Below are 24,801 nucleotides of genomic sequence, written 5' to 3'. Positions count from 1 at the left end.
CGTACGCCGCCCAGCGAAATTCAAGACAGCAGCATTCGCCCGGCCGTGATCGCCAGGAAGAATGCAAAGGCAAGTTTCAGGTAGCGCGGGTTGAGCGCGTGGGCGAGCCTTGCGCCCAAGGGTGCGAAGAGGAAGCTCACGGGCGCTATGATGGCAACCGCCGGCAGGCTGACGTAACCCAGGCTGAGCGGAGGCCTGCCTGCGATTGCGAGACCCGACCAGATGAAGCCAGCCACTGCCGGAAGCGCAATAAGCAGGCCAAGCGCCGACGATGTGCCGACGGCCCGGTGCACAGGAAAGGAAAAGCTGGAAAGCGTCGGCACCGAGAGCGTGCCGCCACCGATTCCCATGAGCGAAGAGACAAAGCCGATGACAGAGGCGATCGCGCGGTTGATCCAGCCGCTTTGCGGCAGGTGATCGGAGATCACGAGGTGCTTCGGCAACGCCATGTTGAGGGCCACCAGCAGGCCGACGACGCCGAAAACCAGCCGCAAGCCGGCGCCCGGGATGAACTTCGACGTGATGCCACCGATCAGGGCACTCACGAAAACGGCCGGTCCCCACAGAGTGAGCAGAGGCCGATCGACATTGCCGCGCCTGTTGTGCGACCGCATTGACGAGATCGAGGTGGGGATGATGACCGCAAGCGACGTCGCGACAGCCAGATGGCTGATCACAGCAGGCGAAAAGTGGAACAGGCTAAGCACCCAGAACAGCACCGGGACGATGACGATGCCGCCGCCGACCCCCAGCAGACCGGCGAGCACGCCGGAGGCCATTCCGGTCATGGCCAGACCGGCGACCAGCATTGCAATCGTCAGCCCGTCGAAAACCGACGTGTCGAATCCGAAGTCCACTGTGATTTTTCCTTGATTGGCCGACTGCGGCCTTGCGGATACATTTTTGGCCGCGCCTGTCCGCCCGTCGCGACCTGGGTGCAGATCGCCCGAAAGCGTACAGGGGTTTGGGGTGCGGAATGCTTTAGTGGCGCACCATCCCGGCGTCGACATTGAGCGTCTGGCCGGTGATCCAGCGCGCATCGTCGGAGGCCAGGAACGAGACCACATCGGCGATATGTTCCGGCTGCCCCTTGCCTTTCATCGCCTGAAGCATCTCGACGAAGCCGAACGCCTCATTGTGCGGGCTCGCCTTGACGCCGTCGCTCTCGATCAGGCCGGGCGTCACCGCATTAGCGGTGATGTTGTATTTGCCGAGTTCGGTGGCGAGCGCCCTGGTGAAGCCGATGACGCCACCCTTGGCCGCGACATAGGCCGCCATGTTCGGCGTGCCGGCAAAGAAGGTGTTGGATGCGATGCTGATCACCCGCCCAGCTTTGCCTGCCGCACGCATCTGGTCCGTGCCGGCGCGGCTGACGATGAAGGTGCCTGTCAAATTGACGTCGATAATCTTGCGCCAATGGTCGAGGTCGACATCGTCCCAGGCGACGAACGGCACGATGCTGGCATTGTTGACCAGGATGTCGATGCCCCCGGTCAGGGTCTGGATTTCGGCGAAGAGTGCCTTGACGGAGGCCGGATCGGAAATGTCGGCGGCAATCGCCCTCGCCCTTCCGCCTATTGCCGCGGCCGCCGCGTTGGCGCCTTCGGCATTGATGTCGCTGACGATGACGATTGCCCCGTCGGCGGCGAGCCGCGCGGCGATCGCCTTGCCGATACCCTGCGCAGCGCCCGTAACCAGGGCCGTCTTCCCCGCAAGCCGTTCAGTCATGAAAATGCTCCCTCAATCCGTGGTGATATCTGTTCAGGCGTCGGCGTCGATCACGGCCAGCGCCGCGTCGATACCCCTGCCGATCGCCAGTTTCTGGCCGGCCGCGTTCATGGCGCCGCCAAGTGCCGTCAGCGCCGCGATCGCATAGATCGGCTGGGCGGTCGGACCCATATGGCCGATGCGCGTCAGCTTGCCCAAGGTCTCGCCGCGGCCAGACGAAAACACCACCCCGTAGCGGGCACGGGCAGCCTGGCGAAGCGCCTTCTCGTCGACACCTTCGGGCGTGCGGACAGCGGTCGTGGTCGGCGACGCGATGCTGTCGCTGGCGGCCCAGATCGACAGGCCCATCGCGGTGACGCCGGCGCGCATGGCCTTGGCGGTGAGCGCGTGGCGCGCCCACACCGCCTCCGGTCCCTCATCGAGGTAGAGGTCGAGCGCGACATCGAGCCCGTTGATCTCCGAGACCGACGGCGTGAACGGAAACGGCTTTTCCCGCGACCACGCATGCTCCCAGTCGACGATGCTCAGCATCGACGCGCGGGGGGCTGCCTCGTTGCCCTTCATCTTGGCCCAGGCCCGCTCGCTGACGCCCATCATCGTCAATCCGGGAGGCGCCCCCAGGCATTTGTTCGGGCCGGTGACATAGATATCGGCCTTGCAATCCTGCGGATGCGTCTTCATGCCGCCAAAGGACGAGACGGCATCGACGATGAGATAGCCGCCATGCGCTGAAACCAGCGCACCGATGGCGTCGATCGGATTGATGGTGCCGGACGGCGTGTCATGGTGGCAGACCGACACGATGGTGATTTCCGGATGCTTCTTCAGCATTGTCTCGACCGCCTGCGGATCGATCGCCTCGTTGTAGGGCACCTCGATCTCGAGCAGATGTGGCGAATAGCGCTTCGCCCAATAGCCGAACCCCTTGCCGTAAACGCCGGAGGCAAGGTTGAGCACGACATCGTCCGGCGTGATCAGCGAGGCCGCGGCGGCCTCCAGGCCAAGCACCGGCTCGCCATGCAGGATGACCGGCTTGTTCGACAGCCGCATCGCCTTTTGCGCCTTGTCGACCACACCCTCATAGAAAAGCTGGAACGCCGGGTCGTAGTCGTAGAGCACCGTGCGGCCGAGACCGCGCAGCACTTCGGCATAGGCGTTCACCGGTCCCGCGGTCAGGGTGATGACCGGATCGGCGTGTTCGAGATAGCGCATCGTCTTGTCTCCGGATTGGCGGCGGTCAGCCGTAGAATTGCGTGCCGGTCTTGTAGGTCTTGAAGTTGTCCATGTCGTGCGAGTACATCAGCTCGGCGTCATGGTCTTCGGCGAGTTTCTTCACCTTGCGCATCGAATTGACGCCCGCCACCGGATCGATGTGGAAGGCCGCCTGGCACAGCGTCTCGAGGCTCTTCTGCGTATAGGCCGCATCGATCGTGAACATGATCGGCTTGCGCTTGGGGAACTCGACCAGCAGGCTGTAATGGCCGATCGAATGGCCGGGCGTCGAGATCAGCCGGACGCCCCTGGCAAGCTCGACGTCACCATCGATGCCTTCAAAGGTCGAATTCGCCCGTGTCGTTCCCGCAAGCAATTGCCCGGTCGCGCCACGCGCTTCGGCAGCCTCCGCCGAAAAACTCAGATCGGAATAGCCGAGATGCTCGAAAGGTTCGGGATTGCACGCCTGCGGCACCTCGGTCCGGTGGCAGATCTTCTTGGCGTGCGGAAAATACTTGTTGCCGCCGCAATGATCGAAGTGGAAATGCGAATTGACGACGACGTCGATGTCCTTCGGCTCGAGGCCGAGCAGCGCCAGCGCACCGGGAATGGTCTGGTGCTTTTCCTGGATCGGCTTTTCGAACGGCAGCACCTTCATCACGTGATCGTAGTCGTAGCCGGTGTCGATGAGGAACCGGCCCTCGGCATGTTCGATCAGGATCGAATAGACCGGGAAGCGCACTTCGCCGCCAGGGCCGCGGTTCCAGAACACATGATAGCCGTCGAGAACGAGCGAGCCGCCGTCGAGCAGGTAGACCTTGGTATCCGACATTCTTGCCTCCTTTATTGGCGCGGGTCCCGTCCGCGCATGAATTGTCCTCAGCGCGCGCCGCGCTCATATGGAATGCCGAGCGCCGCCGGCAGGCTGGCGCGCCGGCCGAACAGCACCAGCATGATCATCACCGCCAGGAACGGCAGCATCTGGATGATGTCGGTCGGTATGTTGATGCCGGCCACTTGCATGGCCGTCGTCAGCGAAAGGCAGACACCGAACAGCAACGCGCCGAACAGCACCCAGATCGGGCGACCGCGCGCCAGCATGGCCAGCACGATGCCGAGAAAGCCCGCGCCATTGGTGATGAACGGAATGAACAGGCCGGCCCCGACATTGGCGAGATACGCGCCCCCGAGCCCGGCCAGCGCTCCGGTCGTCAGCACGGCGATGGTGCGGGTCCGCACGACATCGATGCCGGCGACATCGAGCGCGGCCGGCTTGTCGCCTGCCGCCTGCAAATTGAGGCCCAGCTGCGTGCGCCGGTAGATGTAGCCCATGCCGAAAACCAGTGCGACCGCCAGATAGACGATCAGATGATGCTTGAAGAATGCAGGCCCGATGACCGGGATGTCCGAAAGCAGCGGAATGACAGTCGCATCCGCCGCGGGCAGGCGCGGATAGCTGCGCGAGAACTGGAAATGGTGGAGCAGCGCCGTCAGGCCTTCCAGCCCCAAGGTCAGCGCGATGCCGATGACGATCTGATTGAGCCCGATGCGCACGCAAAGCAGCGCCATGACAAGCGCCACCGCAGCACCCCCGGCGGCGCCGGTGAGAAAGCCCAGCCACAGCGACCCGGAATAGAAAGCGCCGACAAAGCCGAGATAGGCGCCGGCCAGCATCATGCCTTCGATGCCGATATTGAGCACGCCAGCCTTCTCGGAGATCTGCTCGCCGAGCCCGGCAAGCAGCAGCGGGATCGCTGCGGTGACGGCGCCGAACAGCAGCGCGCTGAGAAAGACCTCGCTGAAGAGCCCGGTCATGCCCTAGGCCCTCCGCGACTGGTTGTATCGGTGATCGAAATATTCGGCGAGCGCGAGCACGATCAGCACGATGGAAACCAGCACCAGCGTGAAATGATTGGGCACACCGAGCCGGCGCGCCGCGCTCTCGCCGCCGATCGAAAGCACCGAAAGCAGGAATACGAAGCCGATGGCCGCAAAGCCGTTCATACGGGCGAGAAACACGGCGGGTATTACGGCAAGCCCGTAGGCGGGATTCCAGTCTGCGCGGACATTGCCCTGGACGCCGATGATGTCGACGGCGCCGGCAAGCCCGGCCAGCCCGGCCGAAATGGCGAAGACGGCGACGGTCAGGCCGGGAACGCCGAGCCCCGAGTGAACCGCCGCTCGTGGATTGGCGCCGACGATCCTCAGCTTCAGCCCGAACGCCGTGCGCGTCATTACCAGATGCACGATGACGATCGCCGCCAGCCCAAGCAGCAGGCCACTGGTGATGGTCGTTTCGAACAGGCGCGGCAGCCGGTCCTCCACCGGCAGCGTACGGGTCTGCGGCACGGTCGTGCTTGGGTCGCGAAACGCCAGCTTGACCAGCACATTGGCGAGCGAGGTGCCGAGGAACGTCATCATCAGGGTGGTGATGATCTCGTTGACGCCCTGATAGGCACGCAGCAGCGCCGGCACCAGCGACCAGATCATCGCCACCACCATGGCGATGAGGAACGAGCAGACCAGCGCCAGCCAGGCTGGCATGATCTGCACGAACACGGGAGCGCTGGCAGCCGCCGTCACCGCGCCAAGCAGGAACTGGCCGTCGCCGCCCAGATTCCACATGCCGGCGCGAAAGGCGACGATGAGGCCGGCGGCGAGAAACAGCAGCGGCGCCATGCGCGTCAGTGTCTGCTGGATGCCGAGCGGCGAGAACAGTCCCTTCTCCAGCACGAAGCCATAATAGGCCAGCGGGTCGACGCCGACGGCAAGCAGGATACAGCCGGCTATGACCAGCGCGATAAGGATCGGGCCGAGCGTCATCAGCAGCCGATGCAGGATGTCGCGGCGCGTCGCTGCCCCGCTCGTGGCATCGAGTGCGGTGGCGCTGACCGTGGGTGCGGTGTCGATGCTCATGCGGCAAGTCCGATCATCAGGCGACCGACCTTTGTGCGGGCGTCGTCTACGTTCTCGACGGTGCCGACCAAAGCGCCGTCGGCGATGACGGCGATGCGGTCGCACATGCCAAGCAATTCCTCGAGGTCGGTGGAGATCAGCAGCACGGCAAGGCCACGCGCCGCCGTATCGCGAATGCGCTGGCGCGACGCCAATGTGTTGGCGAGATCGAGCCCATAGGTCGGCTTGTTGAAGATCACCACCTTGGCGCCTTCAGCCAGTTCCCTTGCCAGAAGCACCTTCTGGATGTTGCCGCCGGACAGCCGCGCGACGGGCGTCTTCAGGCTCGGCGTGCGCACGTCGTATTCGCGCACGAGCTGCGCGGCGCGCTTGTCGATCTCCGCGCGCTGCTCGACGCCGTTGCGCCAGAACGGGGCCGCGCCGACCTGCTTGAGGAAGAAATTGATCGAGACCGGGAAGGTGCCGACAGTGCCCTCGCCCAGTCGGTCGTCGGTCAGGTAGCGAAGGCCGCGCCGGCGGCGCTCGCCGACGCTCAGCGTCTCGATGGCGGCGCCGTCCAGCCGCACCGAGCCGCTTGTGGCTGTACGCTGGCCGGCCAGCGCTTCCGCCAGCTGCTTCTGGCCGTTGCCGTCGATGCCGGCTATGCCGAGGATCTCGCCCGGGCGGATGTCGAAGGAGATCGACGACAGGCCCGGCGCATTGTCCGTCGCCGCTACCGCCAGGTCCGTCACCTGAAGCAGCGGGTCAGCGCCGGCGCGGGCAGTGCGGACCGGACGCTCGACGGCTTCCGGGTCATCCTTCTGCTTGCCGAACATCAATTCCACGATCTCCGAGACGATCTCCTGTTCGCCCAGCGTGCGAAACCGCTCGGGTGGAATCTCGCCGACCTTGCGGCCAAGCTTCAGCACCGAGATGCGGTCGCCGAAGGCAGCCGCCTCCTTGAGCTTGTGGGTGATGAAGACGATCGCAAGGCCCTGCTCGACAAGGCGGCGCATCAGCGCGCCCAGTTCGTCGATACCTTTCGGCGTCAGCATGGAGGTGGACTCGTCAAGGATGAGCAGCCGGCTGTTGCGCAGCATCGCGCGCAGGATCTCGACCTGCTGCTGCTCGCCGAGCGACAACTCCGATACCTTGGCTTGAAGCTTGACGGTGATGCCGAGCGTGCCGGTGATCTCGGCGACGCGCGCCGCCAGTTCCTCGGTCCTGGGGCGCTGCCACCACGGCCCGCCAAGCAGGAGGTTCTCCGCCACCGTCAGCGTCGGCACCAGCATCATGTGCTGGAATACGGTGCCTATGCCGAGTGCCAGCGCATGGCGTGGCGAGGTGATCGGCGTCGGTTTGCCGTCGACCAGTATGCGTCCTTCGTCAGGCTGCTGCAGGCCGGACAACATGCCGATCAATGTCGATTTTCCAGCGCCGTTCTCGCCCAGCAGCACATGCACTTCGCCCGGGCGGATCGACAGGTCGACGCTGTCATTGGCAACGATGCCGGGGAACCGTTTGGTCACGCCTTCAAGCGCGACAATGTCGCGCCCGGCAACGGACGATGAAGAAAAACCGCTCATGAAGCCCAGCACCAAAAAACAGGAATCGTCCGGAGGGGTGAACGGATCACCCCTCCGGCAGCCGACCATGATCGCCTTACTGGGCGACGCTGGTCATCAGTGCCCTTACGGCGGCCGCGTCATAGACCGGCTCGACCTTGATCTTGCCGGAAATGACGTCCTCGCGCAGCGCCTGGATTTCCGTCCAGACATTGTCCGGGATCGCAGCGGTCTTCAGCAACTTGACCGAGTCGTCCTTGAGGCCGATCGTATAGTGTTTGGTGCCGAACGTGTCGGCCTTCAGGTCGGCAATCATCGCCGCATAGACCGGCTCGATGTTCCACACCACCGACGACAGCAGGAAGCCCTTGTCGATCGGTGACTTGTCGCCGATGACGTCGATGAAATAGACCTTGCCGCCATCGGCTGCCTTGGTCGTCTCGACCGCCTGCAGCATGCCGAAGCTCGAACCGTTGCCTTGGCCGAAGATGATGTCGGCGCCCGACGCGATCACGCTTTCGGTGACGCGCTTGCCGCCGGCCGCATCGCTGTAGGCGGCCGGGCCGATCACCGCGTAGGTGATCTTGACGTCCGGGTTCTCCGCCTTCACGCCTTGCGCGAACGCCGCCGACTGCGAATTCCACGATGGCGGTTCGCCCGACACCACGATGCCGACCGACTTGGAACGCGACACCTTGGCGGCGAGACGGCCGGCGAGATAGGCGCCCTCGTGGCCGCTCAGCGTATAGTCGGCGACAAGGCCCTTCTCCAGGCCGGCTGGCGTGTCGACGATTGCCACCGGAACTTTCAATTCCTTGGCGATTTCAGGCGCCGAGGTGTTGTAGCCGCTGGCATGCGCGATCAGCAGGCTGGCGCCGTCGGAGGCAAGTTCCCGCAAGGTCGGGCGAACATCGCCATAGCCGAGGCCCTGGGCCACGACCACTTCGACGCCGGCGGCCTTGCCAGCCGCCTTGGCGGCATCGATGCCTTGCTGGTTCCAGCCGTAGTCCGTGCCTTCTTCGGGCGTCAGGATGGCGATCGACTTGACCTCGCCGGCAAGCGCGCCGCTCAACAAGACACTGGTCAATATAACTGCACTTACACTGCTCTTAAGAAGCTTTAACATTTTACCCTCTCTGTTGTTTCACCAATCAATATTCTTATTGTTATTGCGCGAAAGCGAGATAGACTGCCTAGGAAAAATTACATTGTGGAGCTCAGGCAAAGTGAAGATCCGTTATGCCCTTCCGGTGATGCTGGCGTTATCGTCCTTCGCCAACGCGGTTGAGTTGCACCATGTCGCCGTCCGCACCGGCACTGACGGGCTCGACATGGTTCCGTTGACGATTTCGAATGCGGGCAGCGAAGGCCTCTCCTGCAACGCCGACTTCGCCCACTGGTATTCGGCCGGGATCGCAACGATCGAGCCGGGCAAGAAGACCCGCGTCGAGCTCTGGTTCGATGCGAAGACCGGCACGTTCACGATCCTCAACGGCAAGCGCGAGAACCTGCCCGTCGAGCGGCTGTGGTGCGGTCTGGCGAGCCGAGCATATGCCACCCGCGTGCAGATCACGCTCGACCGCACCGATGCGGCGAAAGGCGAGCGTGATGTGTCCTGCGCCATGGCGCAGGACAGCCTGGTCTGCCGGTAGGCGCTCATTGCCGCGTCCGTTCGAACATCGCGAGCCTCTTATTCTTTCGCCAGGAACGCGTCGGTGAAGACGTCGTCCGCCGACAGAGCCGCCTTGAGCACGCCCTGGTCCGTCAGCGTCTTCAAGGTCTCCTCCCACTGCGTCTTCGTCATCCAGCCGAGACCGTGTTCCTTGGTGTCGGGGCTGGTGAACGTCGAGGCGATGTCGGCGTTGATCTGCGCCAGCAGTACGTCCTTCTTGTCCGCATAGCCGGGCGCTGCCTTGGCCGTGATCTCGGCGGCCTCTTCCGGATGAGCCACGACATAGTCGAAGGCCTCCCTATATGCCTTGACGAAGCGGCGCACGACGTCCGGCTTGTCCTTGATCATCGCCTGCGAGGTGAACAGGCCGGAGCCATAGGCTTTCCACCCATAGTCCGCCCCCATCATGATGCTGAGCGAGCCGGGACCCCCGGCCTTCGCTTCCAGTTCGGGAACCTCCGCATCGATATAGCCGACGACCGTCTGAACCCGGCCAAGCAGCAAATAGCTTTCATAGGGAGGCGAGACGCTGTTCAGCGTCATGTCCTTTTCGGTCAGGCCGTTGGCGGCCAGGAAGCCTTTGAAGAAGATGTAGGTGGAACCGGCCGGATGAATGCCGATGGTCAGTCCCTTGAGGTCGGACGGCTTGGTGAGCTTCAGCGTCTTGGCCAGCGAAATGATCCCCAGCGGCGAGTGCTGATTGACGGCTGCCAGCGCCACGACCGGGACATTCTGCGACCGTGCGACGGCAAGCGTGGGAAGATCGCCGAACCCGAAATCCGCGTTCTCATTGCCCACCAGCCGCATCGCGTCCGGCGAGCCGGATCCCTTGCGGATCTCGGCCACATCGATGTCGTTCTTGGCGAAGAAGCCCTTTTCCTTGCCGACGAAGAACATGGCGTGATTGCCGCGCACGACCCAGTCGAGCTGGACGTTGACCTTGTCCGCCGCCAGAGCCGCGTTGGAAAAACCGAGTGCTGCAACAAACGCCGCGAAGGTAGCGGCCTTGATAAGTGAGCGTCTCAGCATTTTTTGTTCCCTTTTATGAATTGGTTGATCGAGCGGGCCTAGGATTGGCTGAATTTCGGCGCCCACGGCACCACGATGCGTTCTAGGATTTCGGCGGCGTAGTAGAAGGCGATGCCAAGCACGGAAACGAGCAGCAGCGCTGCGAAGACCAGCGCCGTGTCGAGCTGGGTCGACGCGAACTGGATGACGTAGCCGAGACCGTCCGACGCCCCGGCGAACTCACCGACGATGGCGCCGATCACGCTCAACGTGGCGGCGATCTTGGTTCCGGCCATCAGGTTCGGCAGCGAGTGCGGAACGCGGATCCTGAACAGAATCTGCGTCGGGCTGGCCCCGACGGAATTCATCAGCGACAGCAGCGAGCGGTCGACCGATTGCATGCCCGCCAGCATCGACAGCGTCACCGGGAAGAAGGCGATGACCAGGATCAGGCCGATTTTGGGCGCCAGCCCATAGCCGAACCAGAGGATGAAGATCGGCGCGAGCGCGACTTTCGGCACGTTCTGGAACAGCACCACCAGTGGATACAGCGCGCGTCCCAACCAATCGAAGCGCACGATGACCAGCGCAATGGCAATGCCGACCACGACCGAGACCAGGAAGCCGAACAGTATCTCGCCCGCCGTCACCAGCGTCGCCTGCATCAGCGTGCCCCATTGCGCCACCAGCGACTTCGCGATCTCGGACGGGGCGGGAATGATGAAGGCGGATATGGCAAAGATCCGCACCGCGGCTTCCCACAGCACGATCGTCACCAGCAGGAGGATGACAGCCGGCAGCCAGCTGCCGGTCGCCGCACTCCAGCTGGAGGCGAGGCGCGGCTCGGAAAGGTCGAATATGGGTTGGTCGCTCAAGATGCGCCTCCCGGTTGATGGCTGGAGCGCAGCATCGTTCGCAACTGGACCACCAGCCTGACGAACTCCGGATCTTCGGTGACCGACAGGTCGCGCGGGTAAGGCAGCGCAATGTCGAGGCTCTCGGTGATCCGTCCCGGCTTGATCCCCAGCACGTGAACATGGCGCGACAGATGGATGGCCTCGTCGATGGAATGGGTGACGAGCACGATCGTCTTGCCGGTCCGCTGCCAGATCTCCAGCAGCGACTGGCCCATCGAATCGCGGGTGATGGCATCGAGCGCGCCGAACGGTTCGTCCATCAGCAGGACCGCCGGATCGAGCGCCAGGGCCCGTGCAATGGCGACCCGCTGCCGCATGCCGCCCGACAGCTCGTTTGGCCGCTTGTGGGCGCTGTCGCCCAGCCCCACCAGTTCCAGCATCTCCTGCCCGCGCGCCCGCAGATCCGAGCGCGAGAGCGACTTGTCGGCGATGCCGAGCAGCATCGAGGCATTGTCGACGGCGTTTTTCCAGGGGAGCAGGTTGGCGTCCTGGAAGACGAGGCCGATCATCCGCTTGCGCGCCGCCTCGACCGGCGCGAGCCCGGCGATCGAAACGCTGCCCTGGGTAGGCTGCACCAGCCCGGCCAGCACCTTGAGCAAGGTGCTCTTGCCACATCCGGAAGGACCGATAAGGGAAACGAATGATCCCTTTGGCACCGAAAGATCGATGTTCCTGAGGATCAGCTGACGGGCCATGACCACCGAAACGCCCTTGGCGGAGATTAGATCGTCATGGCGGATATGGGCCGGCCTGTCGCCGGCGGCTCGGATGGTTTCAATGCGCATGGCTTGTCGCCCCGCGCGCTGTTTTCTGCCGCACCCGCACCATCTTGATGGCGAAGGCGCCCTTCACACAAACAGCCGACCGGTGGAACTCCTCAAACCGGCTGGCCCTGTGCGCACCATGTGACATTGGCTACTCCCGGCCTTCCAGGATGCGCCGCACCGCGACGAGCTTGCGCGCCCGTTCACCTTGCAGCGCCTTTGTCTGCTCGGGCGTGTAGGCAAACATGCCCTCGCCCGACTTGATGCCGAATTTCGACGCAGCCGCCTTCTCCAGCACCATCGGCGCGACATCGTCGCGGTTGGAGAGATCGGCGTTCAGGAAGGACGAGACGGATTTGTAGATATCCAGCCCCGCCATATCGAGCAGCGCCATCGGGCCGATGACGGCGATCTTGTAGCCGATGCCCCACGACACGCAGGTGTCCAGGTCTTCCGGCTCGATGACGCCGCGCTCGACAAGATCGACCGCCTCGCGCAGCAGCGCATAGAGCACGCGGTTCTCGACGAAGCCTGGAACGTCCTTCTTCACCACCACCGGCAGCAGGCCGATCGAGCGGATGAGATCGCGGATAGCAGCCACGGTTTCAGGCGCGGTCTTCTCGCCGCCGATCACCTCGATCATCGGGATGATGTGCGGCGGGTTCGACCAGTGCATGCCGACCATCCGCTCGGGATGCGAGATATGCGCCTGCAGCTTGGTGATCGGGATGCCCGACGTGTCGGACGCGACGATGACGGACGGGCCGATCAGCGGATCGATGTCACGATAGGTCTGCGCCTTGATGTCGATATTCTCGGGCACGTTCTCGATCACCAGTTCGGCGCCATCGACGGCCTCGGCGATCGTCTCGACGAAACGCACTTTGCCGGCACCAGTCCCGGGCGCCTCGATGTCGAGACGGTCGAGCACGCCGCCGGCAAGATCGAGCATGCCGCGGGCGCGCTCGATTGCCCCTGGCGAAACGTCATACGCCGTCACATCGAGCCCGCCGCGCGAAAGCCGCGCGGCGATGCCTGGACCCATCGTTCCCAGTCCGATGAGAGCGGCGCGCTTGATCATCATGCGGCCTTTGCGGGAGCAGCAGTGGTTGCCGCCTTGAAGGCCGGCCGAGCGGCGATCGCGGCCACCCAGCGCTCCAGATTGGGCATTGACGGCCGGTCGATCTTGAAGTCGACGCAGCGCTTCAGGATCGGCGCGCAGGCAATGTCGGCAAGGGTCAGCTTGCCGAGCGCCAGGAAGTCCTTGCCGGCCAGGTGGCCGTCGACGATCTTGAGCTGCGCGACAAGGTCCTTCACTTGTTCCTTGTATTCGGCGGTCTGTTCCTCGGGCGTGAGCTTGGCGCCCTTGAAGGCCGCCAGGTAGCCCGGATTGACTGCCGCCAGCAGGAAGTCCATCCAGCGCTCGACCTCGGTCTTTTCCGCCGGCGTGGCGCCATTCAACTGTTCGCCGCCGAATGCCGCGAGATAGCGCAGGATGGTGTTGGACTCCCAGATCACGGTGTCGCCGTCGACCAGCGTCGGCACCTTGGAGGTCGGGTTGAGCGCCTTGTATTCCGCCGTCTGCGTGTTCTCGAACTGGCGGCCATAATCCTCGCGCTTGTAGGACGCTCCCAACTCTTCGAGCATGAAGAGCACCTTCTGGACGTTGCCTGATGTCTGGCGGCCTAACAGCTTGTACATGTCTTCTCCTCGCTAGTGTCCAGGGCCTACTTGCTCGCCGGCAGCGGCTTGTAGACGATGGCGTCCATTTCGATCTTGGTGTTGATGACCGCTTTTGCCTCGACGGTCGTGCGCGCCAGAACGGCGTCGCCGATCCCTTCGAGGAAGGCCTTGTTGTAGCGGCCGAAATCGCGCGTATCCTCGAGATAGGTGGTGATCCGCACGACATCCGACAGCGTCGCGCCTTCATGCGCGATGACGCGCGCGATGGTCTTCAGCGTCGCCAGCGTCTCTTCTTCGATCGTGCCGCTGATCATGTTGTTGTTCTCGTCTTTCGGCACCTGGCCCGAGACGAAGATGAAATCGCCGGCACGCACCGCCGGATGAAACGGCAGGTTCGGGTTCTTGTTGCCGATGGCGTAGTGGCTGGCGGATTTTCGCGTGCTGTCGCTCAACATATCCCCCTAGAGAACGCTGGTTTCGATGATGTCGACGCCACGGATGCGGTCGATCAGGTAGACGATGCCGCGGTCGTCGATGGTCACGTCGTTGGACGAGGAACGCTCCGCGCCCTCCGGCGCGTCGGGCATGAAATGACCGACTTCCTTTGGCGCGAACGGATCGGCGATGTCGACGAGGCGCAGCCCCTGCGCGAACCACGCAAACGGAATGACGGTGCCATTGAACCGCTCGGAAGGCTGATGGCAGCCGGTCATCTGCGGCTGCGGTGAACCGTCCGTGTCGAGGCCCGGCACCTGGAAGGTCGAGATCGGCAACGGGTTGGTCTCGTCGGTGATATCGTAAATCCAGGTGAAGGCCGGCGGCGATGGCCGAAGCTTGGCGACATCCTCGTCCGCCACCACCATGATGTTGCGGCCTTTGAGCGGCTGTGGAATCGGCAGGCAGGTGTGCGTGGGATGCGGAAAGCTCGGGCTCGAATTGACGTGCGAGACCAGCTTCGGCTTGGTGATGTCCGAAATGTCGAGGATGAACAGGCCATGATGCCAGTAGCTGACATAGAGCCTGTCGCCCATTCGCAGCGGATGGTGACAGCGCGGCGTGACATAGTCGTGCCAAGGATACTCTTCGCCGCCCCCGGTCCACTGGCCCGGTATCCACCAGCGTCCGACCTCGACCGGCTTCGCGGGATCGATCAGGTCGAGGATCATCACGATATTGCCGACATAACCGTCGGCGGTCGGCGATATGTAGGCGTAACGGCCGTCGAAATCGTAGCGGTGGACGCCCTTGCCGCCGGTTATCCATTTCGAGATGAGCTTCGGCTGTGCCGGCTTGGTGGTGTCGTAGAGCGCCAGTCCGCCGCCGAAATCAGCCGGGCCGGCGTCGCCAAAGCGCTCGTGGTTGATGATCATCAGTCCGTCCTTGGCGCGCACCTTGTGTGAGTGCCAACCGGGCGGGACATCGATCGTCGTAATTTTGCGCGGATTGCGCGGGTCGGAAATGTCGACCAGCGTCGTGCCGCTCGGCGGCCGCATGTGGCCGATATAGAGGATGTTGCCGTCGACCCAGACCTGACCGCCGCCTGGGCAGTCGACATGGCCGATCTGCTTTGTGTTGAACGCCGAAACCAAATGCATACGCCCTTGCTGCTGAAATTCCATTTCGATGTCCACGCCGCCAATGGCGGCGCGGACATTGCCTGCCGGAGGACCGGAACTAGACGAGACGGAGCAGATCGCCGGCCTGGTTGCGGCCCCAGCGCTTGTAGAGGAGCAGCGCCTTTTGCGTCGGCGCATCGGTGGCGCCGAAGAAGATCACCGGCTCGCTCGACGAGCCGTTGACATGCTCGACCCAGGAACCGCCGGGTATGGCGATGGTGTCGAACTGGTTCCAGTCATAGCGTTTGCCGTCGATGATCGAATGGCCGTTGCCGCGGAACGGCGCCAAGAGCAGGCTGGCGGTCTCGCGCTGCGGCAAGGTCTTCTCGCCGGGGCGCAGCATCTGCACGTAGAAATTGATGGTGTGGAAGACGGGTCCGCCGGTCGTCGGATCGACATAGTCGATGACGATGCCTTCATGGGGGTCGCCATCCCAATCCTTGTGGGCGTCGAGAACCGCTTCCATCTTCTCCCAGCGATAGACATACATCGGCGACGACAGGCCGCCGCCGCGCTTGTGGTCGACGAAACGCGGCATCAGGCCACCTTCGCCATAGATGCGCTGTGAGTAGTCGCTGGGATAGCGGGCGGTCTGCACCTTCTTCTCGACTTCCTTGCCGTCGACCATCTCGGTGTATTTGTGATCGAAATGGACGGCATGCAGCGTTTCGACCAGCGGCAGGTCGAGCACCGACAGGTTGACCGCCTGCTCGCCGCCAACGGTGCCATGATTGTGCCAGGCGTCGTTGGGCGTCAGCACCATGTCGCCCGGGCCGAAGACCACGTCTTCGCCCTCGACGCCGGTGAAATTGCCCTTGCCCGTCAGGCCGAAGCGGATGGCGCTCGGCGAGTGCTTGTGCGGCGGCATGATCTCGTCGGGATCGTTCAAGCGGTAGGCGGTGTACATGGTGCTGACCGATGCACGCTTGGGTGCAAGACCGGGATTGACGAGGATCAGCGAACGGCGCTCGCTGTCGTCCATGGTCACCAGTTCGGCGGCGCGCTGGAGCAGGGGCTCGATGTCCGAATAGGACCACACGAAGGGAACGGCTTTCGACGTCGCCATCAACTGCTTGATCTCGTCATGGTCGACGCCTTCCGACGTCGCCCAGAACGGAAACATGTTCTTTGCGTAGAGGGCGTCATAGAGGCCCTTGAGTGCCGCCTTCTTGTTGGTGAGCACATCGTTAGCTGGTTGCGCCAGGGACATATCGGACACCTCTCGTCACGAAGAAAATACTTCTAACCAACTCAACCGTATTCGCATTGGTTTTGCTCGACAATACCCAAATTGCGAATTTTATAAGTTTTTGGTTGAGGTGCATTTTTGAGAGGCAAATGCCCAGAAATAGGCAGGAATAGCCTAGAAATGCACGAAATTCAGCTCACAATCAGGGCGTGAAACCGCTTCGTCACGGCCATGCTGACGCGCATGACAGTCCAACCAACGCAGTTTTTCAGTCTCAACCAAAAGACTTTGGTTGCATTCCGGCCGCCTTATCAGGCCGCCACGCTCTGTCGAGCGCGGCTGCCGATCAGATCCGCGGCCTTTTCGGCGATCATGATGACCGCCGCATTGATGTTGCCGCAGACGAGGTCTGGCATGACCGAGGCGTCCACGACACGAAGCCCGGCAATGCCGCGCACCCGCAATTCCGGATCGACCACCGATGCCGCATCGACGCCCATGCGGCACGTGCCGGCCGGATGATGCACGGTGATCGAGGTTTTGCGGATATGCTCGTCGATCTCTTCGTCGCTCTCGCATTTCGGGCCGGGGAAGAACTCCGCGCCGACGAACGGGGTCATGGACGGCTGGCTGGCAAGGTTGCGCGCAACACGAAAGCCGGCGCGAAGCGACTGCCAGTCGCGCTGCGAGGACAGGAAATTCTGATGGATCAGGGGCGCGGCGACCGGATCGCTCGACGCCAGCTTGACGCTGCCGCGGCTCTCCGGCTGCACCGCAACGATACGGGTCGCAAAGCCGTCGGCGAACGGCGCCTTGAACGGCGACATGTAAGGCCATGCCCCAAGCGGCGCGGCGGTGAAAAGCAGCTGTACGTCCGGCAACGGCCGGCTTGCGTCGCTCTTCAGGAATGCCACGACGCCGCCAGGCACATCTCCCGAAAAGCCCTTTCCGGTGAGATAAGTCTTGACGAAATCCAGCCCGATACGATCGGCCCGCATCATCTTGAGAAACGGTCCAGGCTGTTTGCGCCGATACATCACGATAACCGAAACGTGGTCCTGCAGATTCTTGCCGACTTGCGCACGATCGACCTTCGTCTCGATGCCATGCGCCGCCAGCTCGCCGCTGTCGCCTATGCCTGACAGCATCATCAGCTGCGGCGTGTTGATGACGCCGCCGGCAAGCAGAACTTCGCGCCGCGCCAGAACTTCATGGCTCGCCCCGCCTCTGGTGTAGGCAATGCCGGCTGCGCGGCCATCCCTGAGCAGGATCTTCGTCGCCATCGCGCCGGTCAGCACCTTGACATTGCCGCGCCGCATGGCGGGCCGCAGATAGGCGGTTGCGGTCGAGCAGCGGCGGCCGTTGGCAATTGTCATCTGCAGCCGGCCGAAGCCTTCCTGTATGGCGCCGTTATAGTCATCGGTCTGCGGGTATCCGGCATCACGGCTGGCTGTGGCGAAGGCATCGATCAGTTCGTCCTTGTAGCGGCAGAACTGGGTGTTCAGCGGCCCGCCGCCGCCACGGTACCGGCTTTCGCCCGCTTCCCAGCGCTCCTGCTTCTTGAAGTAGGGCAGCACCTTGTCGAACGACCAGTCCGTCAGGCCGCTTGCCGCCCAGCGATCGTAGTCGCCGCGATTGCCGCGCACATAAGCCATGGCGTTGGTGGAGGAAGAGCCGCCGATGACCTTGCCGCGCGCGCATTCGACCTTGCGGCCGCCGACATTGGCCTCGGGCTCGCAGAAATACATCCAGTCGTGGCGGCGCTCCGTCAGTATCTTGCCCCAGCCGAGCGGGATGTGGATCATCGGATCGCGGTCCCAATCCCCCGCCTCCAACAAAAGCACCGACACGGCAGGGTCTTCGCTCAGCCGGTTCGCCAGCACGCAGCCGGCCGATCCCGCACCGACAATGACGTAGTCAAAGGTTTCGCCAGCCGGCATGCGTGATCCTCGGGAGAAAGACGTCTGCCGCGATGGCAACCGTCGACATGGGCAGTCAACCATCGCGCAACTGGTGTTGTCAACCATTGCGTACAGTTGTAGATTGGTTGAATTGGTTGAGTGCCGTCGAACAGGTTTTCGTGTCACAATATGATGTCGGGACGTTGAGTCGGCGGTCTGCCGATCGGACAGGAGATTTGGTTTTGAGCGCATTCGAGCCGCAGGTCGGACCATCTGATCTCGACGACATCATCGCCGCGGTCCGCCAGTTGCAGCAGGGCGGCGGCAAGCTTCCGTCCGAGCGCGATCTTGCGGAACATCTGAGCGTCAAGCGCCATCAGCTTCGCAAGGCGCTTGAAGTGCTGCGCCTTTCGGGCGACCTCAAACCGGCGCGAGCCAGGCGGGCGCCGACCGCCCTTCCAAGATATGGCGAGGAACTGGTCAGGGTAACCAATCCGATCGAGGTCCTGGAATTGCGCCTGATTATGGAGCCGGGCCTTGCCCGACTGGCGTCGCTGCGCGCCTCCTCTTTCGAGACGGCGCGGATCCTCGACGCGGCAACCACGCCGGAGAACGCCCCGTCGGGTGAGGTCGATTTCGCTTTCCATCTCGCGATCGTTGCCGCGGCCCGCAACCATCTCGCCGCGGAATTCTACAAGATGCTGCGCCAGGTCGGTGTCGATGCGCGAGTGAAGGTTGCGCGCACCGCGGCACCCACCTGCCCCAAGCGGATCGCCCACCGCGACGGCGAGCATCGCCTGATCGCCGAAGCGATCTCGCAGCGCGACCCCGAAGCGGCAGAGGCCGCAATGCGCGCGCACCTTCTGTCGGTGCAGAGACAGATCATGGAACGGTCGAATGCCGGCGCCTTTGCCGCGTGATCGCATCATCTCTGACATCGAGCCTGTGCAGGGAATTTCAAATTGAAACGTCATTTCGACATGCTGGTCATCGGCGCGGGATCCGCTGGCTCGGTTGTTGCCAGCCGTCTCAGTGAAGACCGGTCGTGCCAGGTCGGCCTCATCGAAGCCGGGACGATGCCGGCCGATCCCGACATCGCCGACCCGCTGAAATGGACGATGCTCCAGGGCCGCGCCTACGACTGGAGCTACCGGACCGTGCCCCAGCCCTTCACCGCCAACCGCGTCCATGAATGGCCGCGCGGCAAAATCGTCGGCGGCTCGAGCTGCCTGCATGCAATGGCCTATGTGCGCGGCCACCCCGATGATTTCGAACCCTGGGTGCAAGCCGGCGGCGAGCGCTGGTCCTATCGGGGGTTGTTGCCGGGCTTCATCCGCAGCGAAGCCTTCACCGCCTTCGACGGGCCAACACGCGGCAAGAGCGGCCCGCTGGACGTCTATCTGCCGGACGCCGAGGTCAGTCCGGTCGTGCGTGCCTACATCGCCGCCGGGCGATCCATGGGGGCCCCCGCCCTGAGCGACCACAACAGCGGCGAGCTGGTCGGCACCAGCCCCAATTCACTCAACATACGCGACGGCAAGCGCCTGAGCGTCGCCGACGCCTATCTGCCGCCGCGGGTCATGGCGCGGCCGAACCTGACCTTGCTCACCGGCCACGAGGTCGAGCATCTGGTTCTGGACGGCCACAGGGTCACGGGCGTGAGCGTGGTCTGCGAGGGCCAGACCAGAACGCTCTGTGCCGACCGGATTGTCCTTTGCGCCGGCGCCGTGTCCACGCCGCTCATCCTCATGCGGTCGGGCATTGGTTGCCCGGATACGCTGAAGCAGGCTGACATACGCTGCCTTGCCGATCGCAGCGAGGTGGGCCGCAACCTGCAGGATCATCTGCTGGCTCTTGGAAATGTCTACAGCACCAAAAAGCCGGTGCCGCCTTCCCGCCTGCAGCACTCCGAATCGCTGATGTATCTGCACAGCGACGACCCGACCCGCTCCATGGGAAGTCCCGATATCGTGCTCGCCTGCGTCGTCGCTCCGTCGGCGGCCGAGGGCCTGAATGCCCCGCTTTATGGCTCGGCCTTTACCATCCTTTGCGGCGTCACTCATCCGACAAGTCGCGGGCGCATCACACCGAGCGGGCCGGGCCGCAACGATGCGCCGGTCATCGATCCGCATTATCTGGAAACCGAACACGATCGCGCGACATTCAGGATGGCGTTGAAGCGGGCGCGCATGGTCGGCCATCATGAGGCCCTGGACGAATGGCGCGATACGGAGATCCTGCCAGGCGCACCGGTTCGGTCCGATGCCGAACTCGATGCTTTCATCGCCAGGGCTGCTTCCACCCATCATCATCCGGCCGGCACCTGCCGGATGGGTCTTGACACCGAGGCCATCGTCGATCCCGACTTGCGGCTGAACGGCTTCGACAATGCCTTTGTCGTCGACGCCTCGGTGATGCCGGCGATCCCGAGCGGACCGATCAACGCGGCGATCGTCGCCATCGCCGAAACCTGGGCGACGTCTTCACGGGTTACCCCGCCGGCAGCGTGAGGGCGTCCGCGTCCGACAATTCCCCTGGCTCCGGTTCCCGGCGACTATCAGCTATGGAGATGCGTCAGCTCAAACGCCGCTCCGTCCTGGACGCCGGCCATGCGCTGCTCGGCGGACCGGAACATGTCCGCGAACTCCACCTGGTTCTCGAACACCACGCCGCCGACCTTGACCGTCAAGGCATCCTCGGTGCCTTTTGGCGCGAAATAGACTTGTGCGATGCGCGCCCTGATACGCTCGCCGATTTCCCTGGCTTCTGCTTCGGTCGCGCCGGCGAGGAAGACCCCGAACATCGACGTCCCCATGCGTCCAACCAGATCCTCCGCGCGCACTGACGATTGTATGGTTGAGGCTATGAGCCGCAAGGCTTGATCGCCCCATTCAAGACCAAAGCGCAGGTTGATGGACCGCAGATGCTCCGAATGGATGACCAGGAAGGCGCCGGATTTCGGCCCCGGCACCGACGGCCTTGCGGTTCTTTTTTCGACCATCGACGTGAAGACCGCTCCGTTCAGGCAGCCGGTCGTGGTGTCGAAGGTTGCCGACTTGTCGAGTTCCCGGCGATAGCGACGAAGCTCGATCTGTTTCAATCCAACGAACAGAAAAAGCGGAACACCAAGAACAACAGGCAACAGGATTGCCGTGACCATGCTGCGCCCAAATGGCGTCAGCGCCTCCGAGAACAGAAGCAGATAATTGAGACCGACGGAAACGCCCAGGATTGCAGTGGTTCCCAGAAAGGTCAGCAAAGCGACGCCTTTCCATGCCTGGTCGGTGGTGCTCGCCATAGTCTTTGTCACTGGCCGATCTCCTGTGGATGGGCTTGTATAAGGCCGGTGTGTTGCAATTTCAGTTTCAAGGAACATTGCAATTTAATCGATTGCGCGATGACCCCATCAAGGCTGCGCCCGTGGCGGTTAACAAACAAAACATCAGGGATTGAATGACAGCCTATTGTGCCGGGCCGAACATGCCCATCCCGGCGTTTCTGGCTGTCGCCTCCGCCTTGCCGTAGATGCCGCTCGGCAGCGCCGTGGCCCAGCCGTTGGAGACAAGCCAGGCGCCAACATCCTGCTTGCCCAGCCTGCACGGTGCGGCGACGGCAAAACGCTCGACGTCCGGCGGTACGAAACAGTGCAGCGCGCGTCCCCTCAGCCAGGAATTGAAAACGGCGCGGGCGCGCACGCCGCAAGGCCAGGTGACGTCATGAAACGAGCAGGAGCTGTCGAGATCGATGCCTCGCACTCCGCTGATGACCACCTTGCGGCCCATGGCTTCGAACATCGCCGATGATGTGGCAACCGGGCGGTAGAGCAAGACCTCCCGCCAATCCCTGGGCATCGGCGTTTTCGGGGGCACGGCGAGACCGAGCTCGCTGAGCGGCGGACGGGGCTCGGTCCGTTCGATCTCAGCGGGATCAAGCCGTGGTGGAGCGATCAGGTCTTGAGCAACCTTGCGCGCCGGCTCCAGGCGTTGTGCGCCGGCACCCCGGGCAACCGGCCGGATAGGCTGCGTATCGTCAACATCCCGCGACCGGGCACGGACAGGCCGATCGACCGAAAGCAACGCCCCGCCCTGAATGATCAGCAGTATCCCGGCCAGGAGCAGGAGGCTTCCAAGTGCGATCGCCAAGCGGCTGCGGCCCGGCCTGGCCATCAGCTTGAACAGGACCCCAGGGATTTGCGCCGGTCAGAAACCCGACGTCGATTTGGCAACCAGTTTGAGCGCACCTTTTTCAATCCGATAGAACGGCATCGAGCGTTGGCTCGATCCGTCGGCCCGAAACCGGAACAGGCCGGTCGACCCCCGAAAGCCGTTTGGATTCTCAAGAACCTTTTTGCTGAAACCATCGGGCCCGACCGCGCTGGCAATCCCTGCCGTCAGCGCAACCATATCATAGGCGTAGGCCACATTGACGTCAGCCGGATAGCTGTATGTCGTCCTGAAGCGGTCGGCGATCGGCCCGGTTTCGCTTGGATCGAGCGTGGCGATAAACGCCCCCTCGAAGAGCGGATCCATGGGGTGCTCCAGCCAACGGTTCGTCCCGACGACGGAGATCGTCTTTCCCGGAATGCCCTTCGATTTGAGGGCGGCAAGGACAGGCGACGGACTGCCATTGCCGCTGGCGACGATGACGGCGTCGGGGGCGTCCACGAGTGAGCCCATTTCGTCGACCGTCTTCGCGCCGTCGCCGGCAGAATATCGGAGAGTGACCGCGAGCGCCGCGCCGTAGATGCTGAGGCTGTTTGCGACCCGCTTCTCCATGGCGCCGGCGTTTGGGCCATCCGCGACAAGCAGTACGAACTTCTTGCTGCCTTTCGCGGCCAGTCCCGCGGCGCCCGCGGCGGCGCTGTCCGCTTCGCCAAGGAGCACGGCATAGACCCCGGGGCCGCCGGCGAAATTGTCGGCGAGCGCCAGAACCGGTGGCCGCTTCGACCCCGACAGCGTGGCAATATGCTGGGCCGCCGGCAGCTCGGTCGGGCCGATGACGACTTTAGACCCCGTCGTAATGGCCGTAACCGCCAGTTTGCCGGCCAGTGCGCTGTCGCCTTTGGTGTCTTCTACCGTCAGCGCCAGCAATCCGTTGCCGATATCCGTCATCGCCAGCTTGGTCGCATCGAGCATCTTCCTGCCGTTTTCCCCGGCCGTTCCAGGGGCGGACAGCGGCAGCAGCATCGTGACTTTGGTCGACCCGGTGCCCAGCGACTGGGTCGCCTGGACGGGACCGGCACCGGCGGCGCCGTTCTGCCCGGCAGGCGCGGTAACCGCCGCCGGATCGAGCACTTCGGACACGCCGCCCTTCGACTGGCAGCCCGACACGATCGCGGCGAGCGCCAAGGCGATTGCCCATGTCCGCGGACGGTGGACCTGTCGGCCAGCTTCCATGAATGCTCCACCCCTATGTGCCGCCGGATATTGTTCCCGGTCTGGTCTTCAACGCATGTTACGGCGGACTTGCAGTGCCGTCTGTAGTTCTTTTAGCCGCCGAACAGCCTGCCTCTGAGCGCCCTGATCTGCCTTGCTTGCCCGGCACTTCGATAGTCGGCGCATTTCATGTATCGCGGCCCGGGCACGAACACGCGGCGCACGCAGACGCCCTTTGCCTGGGCAGGGGCTCCACCCTCCTCGCCTGGCGAAAATGCGGAAAAGCCGAACGTCGCCACCGGCAAAGGCCCGGTCACTTCGATCCCTTCCCTTGCCAGGATTGCCCGCGCACGCTGGCAGTAGCGGACTGAAAGGGCCGAGAACCGGCTTTCATTGTGCCCGGCGCGATACTTCATGACGGTGGTGCAGAGATCACCCGCGGCGAGCCTGTTGGCCTGTGCAAGATATTTGACCCCCAGCGCGATGTTGGCCGCCGGCGCGCTGAGATCGTCGAGGGAACCTCGAAAGCCGAGCATCCTGGCGGTCGCCGGCATCACCTGCATCAGGCCGACTTCGCCGTCGCCGCCTTGTACGCCGGGATCGAAGCCGCTTTCGATCTCCATCACGGCGTGCGCCAGCATCGGCTCCAGGCCATAGATCGATGCCTGGCAACTGGCAAACGCCTTGAAAGCCTGCCGGGTCCACTCCGTGGCAGTGTCACAGTGTGCCGGCCGCGTCAGGCTGGACGGCTGCTGTTGTTCCACAAAAGGCCGTTCCAGCCAGTTGGCGGGGGCCAGCGTGACAGTGAGGCCAAAGCCGACGAACGCGATCGCGCCTGCGATCGCCTTCGAGAATGATCCGTCGGCTGTCATGATGGCCAACAGGCGTCGGTTCGCCTATCCGGTCAGTGCATGTACTCGACCATGCGATCGTGAAAACACTCGCATTTGTTGAGGGTGTCTTCGTCCTTGTAGTTCGTCTTCAGGTAGCCGTAAGCCATGCCGCAGGCGACCTTGGCTTCCGATGCCCAGACGAAGACGGGCCGGGACGAGTTGATCCACTCCGAGCTGTTGGCGGCGGCGACCGACTCGTCCATCAGCTTCACCACCTGCTGCTTCAGATCGACGATGTTGTCGTTCAAGACCAGATTGGACGTGCCGACGACCCGGCAATAATCGCCTGTCGGACCTTCGATGATGTCGGCGGCATACCCCGTCGACCCGACTGCCAGCAACAGCGTCGCAGCGGAAACAAGCAGTCTTGCAGAACGTTTCAT

The 24,801-nt window shown here is 63.4% G+C and carries 25 protein-coding genes; 3 read left to right on the top strand and 22 right to left on the bottom strand.

Annotated features, from left to right (window positions below; genetic code table 11):
* Positions 1-20: 20 nt before the first annotated feature.
* The 8 genes from A9K65_RS10610 to A9K65_RS10575 all read right to left on the bottom strand — a co-directional run bounded on the left by A9K65_RS10610 (position 21) and on the right by A9K65_RS10575 (position 8,526).
* Entirely contained in the window at positions 21-857 is an 837-nt protein-coding gene (locus tag A9K65_RS10610; protein WP_027163700.1) for a sulfite exporter TauE/SafE family protein, read from the bottom strand.
* A gap of 124 nt (positions 858-981) precedes the next feature.
* Entirely contained in the window at positions 982-1,728 is a 747-nt protein-coding gene (locus A9K65_RS10605; RefSeq protein WP_064995307.1) for an SDR family NAD(P)-dependent oxidoreductase, read from the bottom strand.
* Between the two features lie 33 nt (positions 1,729-1,761).
* Complete coding sequence (locus tag A9K65_RS10600) at positions 1,762-2,940, bottom strand: alanine--glyoxylate aminotransferase family protein (protein WP_064995306.1); 1,179 nt, start codon at positions 2,938-2,940, stop codon at positions 1,762-1,764.
* Positions 2,941-2,965: 25 nt separating this feature from the next.
* Positions 2,966-3,772, bottom strand: coding sequence for a 4-pyridoxolactonase (locus A9K65_RS10595; protein ID WP_064995305.1), 807 nt, complete (start codon positions 3,770-3,772; stop codon positions 2,966-2,968).
* A 47-nt stretch (positions 3,773-3,819) separates the two neighbouring features.
* Positions 3,820-4,755, bottom strand: a complete 936-nt coding sequence (locus tag A9K65_RS10590; protein WP_027039488.1) for an ABC transporter permease — start codon at positions 4,753-4,755, stop codon at positions 3,820-3,822.
* Positions 4,756-4,758: 3 nt separating this feature from the next.
* Entirely contained in the window at positions 4,759-5,856 is a 1,098-nt protein-coding gene (locus A9K65_RS10585; protein WP_013529869.1) for an ABC transporter permease, read from the bottom strand.
* Positions 5,853-7,421 (bottom strand): ABC transporter ATP-binding protein, encoded by a 1,569-nt coding sequence (locus A9K65_RS10580; RefSeq protein WP_027163702.1) that lies wholly within the window; start codon positions 7,419-7,421, stop codon positions 5,853-5,855. Before A9K65_RS10580 ends, A9K65_RS10585 begins: the two co-directional genes overlap by 4 nt.
* Positions 7,422-7,497: 76 nt before the next feature.
* A complete protein-coding gene (locus A9K65_RS10575) occupies positions 7,498-8,526 on the bottom strand; it encodes a BMP family protein (protein ID WP_013529867.1) in 1,029 nt (342 codons plus the stop codon).
* Positions 8,527-8,626: 100 nt separating this feature from the next.
* Between A9K65_RS10575 and A9K65_RS10570 the strand changes: the two genes are divergently transcribed.
* Entirely contained in the window at positions 8,627-9,052 is a 426-nt protein-coding gene (locus A9K65_RS10570; protein WP_013529866.1) for a hypothetical protein, read from the top strand.
* Between the two features lie 38 nt (positions 9,053-9,090).
* Here the strand turns inward: A9K65_RS10570 and A9K65_RS10565 are convergent, their stop codons facing one another.
* The 9 genes from A9K65_RS10565 to A9K65_RS10525 all read right to left on the bottom strand — a co-directional run bounded on the left by A9K65_RS10565 (position 9,091) and on the right by A9K65_RS10525 (position 18,189).
* On the bottom strand, positions 9,091-10,101 hold the full coding sequence (locus A9K65_RS10565) for an ABC transporter substrate-binding protein (RefSeq protein WP_024505123.1): 1,011 nt from the start codon (positions 10,099-10,101) through the stop codon (positions 9,091-9,093).
* A gap of 38 nt (positions 10,102-10,139) precedes the next feature.
* Positions 10,140-10,955, bottom strand: coding sequence for an ABC transporter permease (locus A9K65_RS10560; protein ID WP_027163703.1), 816 nt, complete (start codon positions 10,953-10,955; stop codon positions 10,140-10,142).
* A complete protein-coding gene (locus tag A9K65_RS10555) occupies positions 10,952-11,782 on the bottom strand; it encodes an ABC transporter ATP-binding protein (protein WP_013529863.1) in 831 nt (276 codons plus the stop codon). Before A9K65_RS10555 ends, A9K65_RS10560 begins: the two co-directional genes overlap by 4 nt.
* Before the next feature lie 130 nt (positions 11,783-11,912).
* A complete protein-coding gene (gene fhmpcd1, locus A9K65_RS10550) occupies positions 11,913-12,842 on the bottom strand; it encodes a 5-formyl-3-hydroxy-2-methylpyridine 4-carboxylate 5-dehydrogenase (RefSeq protein ID WP_027163704.1) in 930 nt (309 codons plus the stop codon).
* On the bottom strand, positions 12,842-13,462 hold the full coding sequence (locus tag A9K65_RS10545) for a glutathione S-transferase family protein (RefSeq protein ID WP_013529861.1): 621 nt from the start codon (positions 13,460-13,462) through the stop codon (positions 12,842-12,844). The genes fhmpcd1 and A9K65_RS10545 overlap by 1 nt, the downstream gene beginning before the upstream one ends.
* A gap of 26 nt (positions 13,463-13,488) precedes the next feature.
* Positions 13,489-13,899, bottom strand: a complete 411-nt coding sequence (locus A9K65_RS10540) for a RidA family protein (protein ID WP_013529860.1) — start codon at positions 13,897-13,899, stop codon at positions 13,489-13,491.
* Positions 13,900-13,905: 6 nt separating this feature from the next.
* Positions 13,906-15,063, bottom strand: a complete 1,158-nt coding sequence (locus tag A9K65_RS10535; RefSeq protein WP_013529859.1) for a hypothetical protein — start codon at positions 15,061-15,063, stop codon at positions 13,906-13,908.
* Between the two features lie 55 nt (positions 15,064-15,118).
* The gene (locus A9K65_RS10530) at positions 15,119-16,270 is read right to left on the bottom strand and encodes a cupin domain-containing protein (protein WP_024505127.1); all 1,152 of its coding nucleotides are present in this window, start codon (positions 16,268-16,270) and stop codon (positions 15,119-15,121) included.
* A 290-nt stretch (positions 16,271-16,560) separates the two neighbouring features.
* Positions 16,561-18,189, bottom strand: a complete 1,629-nt coding sequence (locus tag A9K65_RS10525) for a choline dehydrogenase (protein ID WP_024505128.1) — start codon at positions 18,187-18,189, stop codon at positions 16,561-16,563.
* Positions 18,190-18,392: 203 nt separating this feature from the next.
* On the opposite strand from A9K65_RS10525, the gene A9K65_RS10520 reads away from it, so the two are divergent.
* Both A9K65_RS10520 and A9K65_RS10515 read left to right on the top strand, forming a co-directional pair.
* A complete protein-coding gene (locus A9K65_RS10520; protein ID WP_013529856.1) occupies positions 18,393-19,070 on the top strand; it encodes an FCD domain-containing protein in 678 nt (225 codons plus the stop codon).
* A 60-nt stretch (positions 19,071-19,130) separates the two neighbouring features.
* Positions 19,131-20,660, top strand: coding sequence for a GMC family oxidoreductase N-terminal domain-containing protein (locus tag A9K65_RS10515; RefSeq protein ID WP_064995474.1), 1,530 nt, complete (start codon positions 19,131-19,133; stop codon positions 20,658-20,660).
* 47 nt (positions 20,661-20,707) lie between these two features.
* Here the strand turns inward: A9K65_RS10515 and A9K65_RS10510 are convergent, their stop codons facing one another.
* The 5 genes from A9K65_RS10510 to A9K65_RS10490 form a co-directional block, all read right to left on the bottom strand.
* A complete protein-coding gene (locus tag A9K65_RS10510; RefSeq protein ID WP_013529854.1) occupies positions 20,708-21,460 on the bottom strand; it encodes a GGDEF domain-containing protein in 753 nt (250 codons plus the stop codon).
* A gap of 151 nt (positions 21,461-21,611) precedes the next feature.
* Entirely contained in the window at positions 21,612-22,292 is a 681-nt protein-coding gene (locus A9K65_RS10505; protein WP_245322027.1) for a thermonuclease family protein, read from the bottom strand.
* 57 nt (positions 22,293-22,349) lie between these two features.
* Positions 22,350-23,498, bottom strand: a complete 1,149-nt coding sequence (locus tag A9K65_RS10500; protein ID WP_245322025.1) for an ABC transporter substrate-binding protein — start codon at positions 23,496-23,498, stop codon at positions 22,350-22,352.
* 140 nt (positions 23,499-23,638) lie between these two features.
* A complete protein-coding gene (locus tag A9K65_RS10495; RefSeq protein ID WP_064995302.1) occupies positions 23,639-24,397 on the bottom strand; it encodes a transglycosylase SLT domain-containing protein in 759 nt (252 codons plus the stop codon).
* Between the two features lie 32 nt (positions 24,398-24,429).
* A complete protein-coding gene (locus A9K65_RS10490; RefSeq protein WP_027163714.1) occupies positions 24,430-24,801 on the bottom strand; it encodes a hypothetical protein in 372 nt (123 codons plus the stop codon).

This window comes from Mesorhizobium sp. WSM1497 (assembly GCF_001672455.2).
In the GTDB taxonomy this organism is placed as follows: Bacteria; Pseudomonadota; Alphaproteobacteria; order Rhizobiales; family Rhizobiaceae; genus Mesorhizobium; species Mesorhizobium ciceri.
This window is presented reverse-complemented; position numbering and strand designations above follow the sequence as displayed.

Bases quoted from the DNA above. Each gene is read 5' to 3' on its own strand.
- A9K65_RS10545 (WP_013529861.1), bottom strand. From the start codon at position 13,462: ATGTACAAGCTGTTAGGCCGCCAGACATCAGGCAACGTCCAGAAGGTG.
- A9K65_RS10555 (WP_013529863.1), bottom strand. From the start codon at position 11,782: ATGCGCATTGAAACCATCCGAGCCGCCGGCGACAGGCCGGCCCATATC.
- A9K65_RS10535 (WP_013529859.1), bottom strand. From the start codon at position 15,063: ATGGAATTTCAGCAGCAAGGGCGTATGCATTTGGTTTCGGCGTTCAAC.
- A9K65_RS10605 (WP_064995307.1), bottom strand. From the start codon at position 1,728: ATGACTGAACGGCTTGCGGGGAAGACGGCCCTGGTTACGGGCGCTGCG.
- A9K65_RS10585 (WP_013529869.1), bottom strand. From the start codon at position 5,856: ATGAGCATCGACACCGCACCCACGGTCAGCGCCACCGCACTCGATGCC.
- A9K65_RS10495 (WP_064995302.1), bottom strand. From the start codon at position 24,397: ATGACAGCCGACGGATCATTCTCGAAGGCGATCGCAGGCGCGATCGCG.
- A9K65_RS10515 (WP_064995474.1), top strand. From the start codon at position 19,131: ATGCTGGTCATCGGCGCGGGATCCGCTGGCTCGGTTGTTGCCAGCCGT.
- A9K65_RS10600 (WP_064995306.1), bottom strand. From the start codon at position 2,940: ATGCGCTATCTCGAACACGCCGATCCGGTCATCACCCTGACCGCGGGA.
- fhmpcd1 (WP_027163704.1), bottom strand. From the start codon at position 12,842: ATGATCAAGCGCGCCGCTCTCATCGGACTGGGAACGATGGGTCCAGGC.
- A9K65_RS10490 (WP_027163714.1), bottom strand. From the start codon at position 24,801: ATGAAACGTTCTGCAAGACTGCTTGTTTCCGCTGCGACGCTGTTGCTG.
- A9K65_RS10525 (WP_024505128.1), bottom strand. From the start codon at position 18,189: ATGCCGGCTGGCGAAACCTTTGACTACGTCATTGTCGGTGCGGGATCG.
- A9K65_RS10530 (WP_024505127.1), bottom strand. From the start codon at position 16,270: ATGTCCCTGGCGCAACCAGCTAACGATGTGCTCACCAACAAGAAGGCG.
- A9K65_RS10565 (WP_024505123.1), bottom strand. From the start codon at position 10,101: ATGCTGAGACGCTCACTTATCAAGGCCGCTACCTTCGCGGCGTTTGTT.
- A9K65_RS10580 (WP_027163702.1), bottom strand. From the start codon at position 7,421: ATGAGCGGTTTTTCTTCATCGTCCGTTGCCGGGCGCGACATTGTCGCG.
- A9K65_RS10590 (WP_027039488.1), bottom strand. From the start codon at position 4,755: ATGACCGGGCTCTTCAGCGAGGTCTTTCTCAGCGCGCTGCTGTTCGGC.
- A9K65_RS10540 (WP_013529860.1), bottom strand. From the start codon at position 13,899: ATGTTGAGCGACAGCACGCGAAAATCCGCCAGCCACTACGCCATCGGC.
- A9K65_RS10575 (WP_013529867.1), bottom strand. From the start codon at position 8,526: ATGTTAAAGCTTCTTAAGAGCAGTGTAAGTGCAGTTATATTGACCAGT.
- A9K65_RS10595 (WP_064995305.1), bottom strand. From the start codon at position 3,772: ATGTCGGATACCAAGGTCTACCTGCTCGACGGCGGCTCGCTCGTTCTC.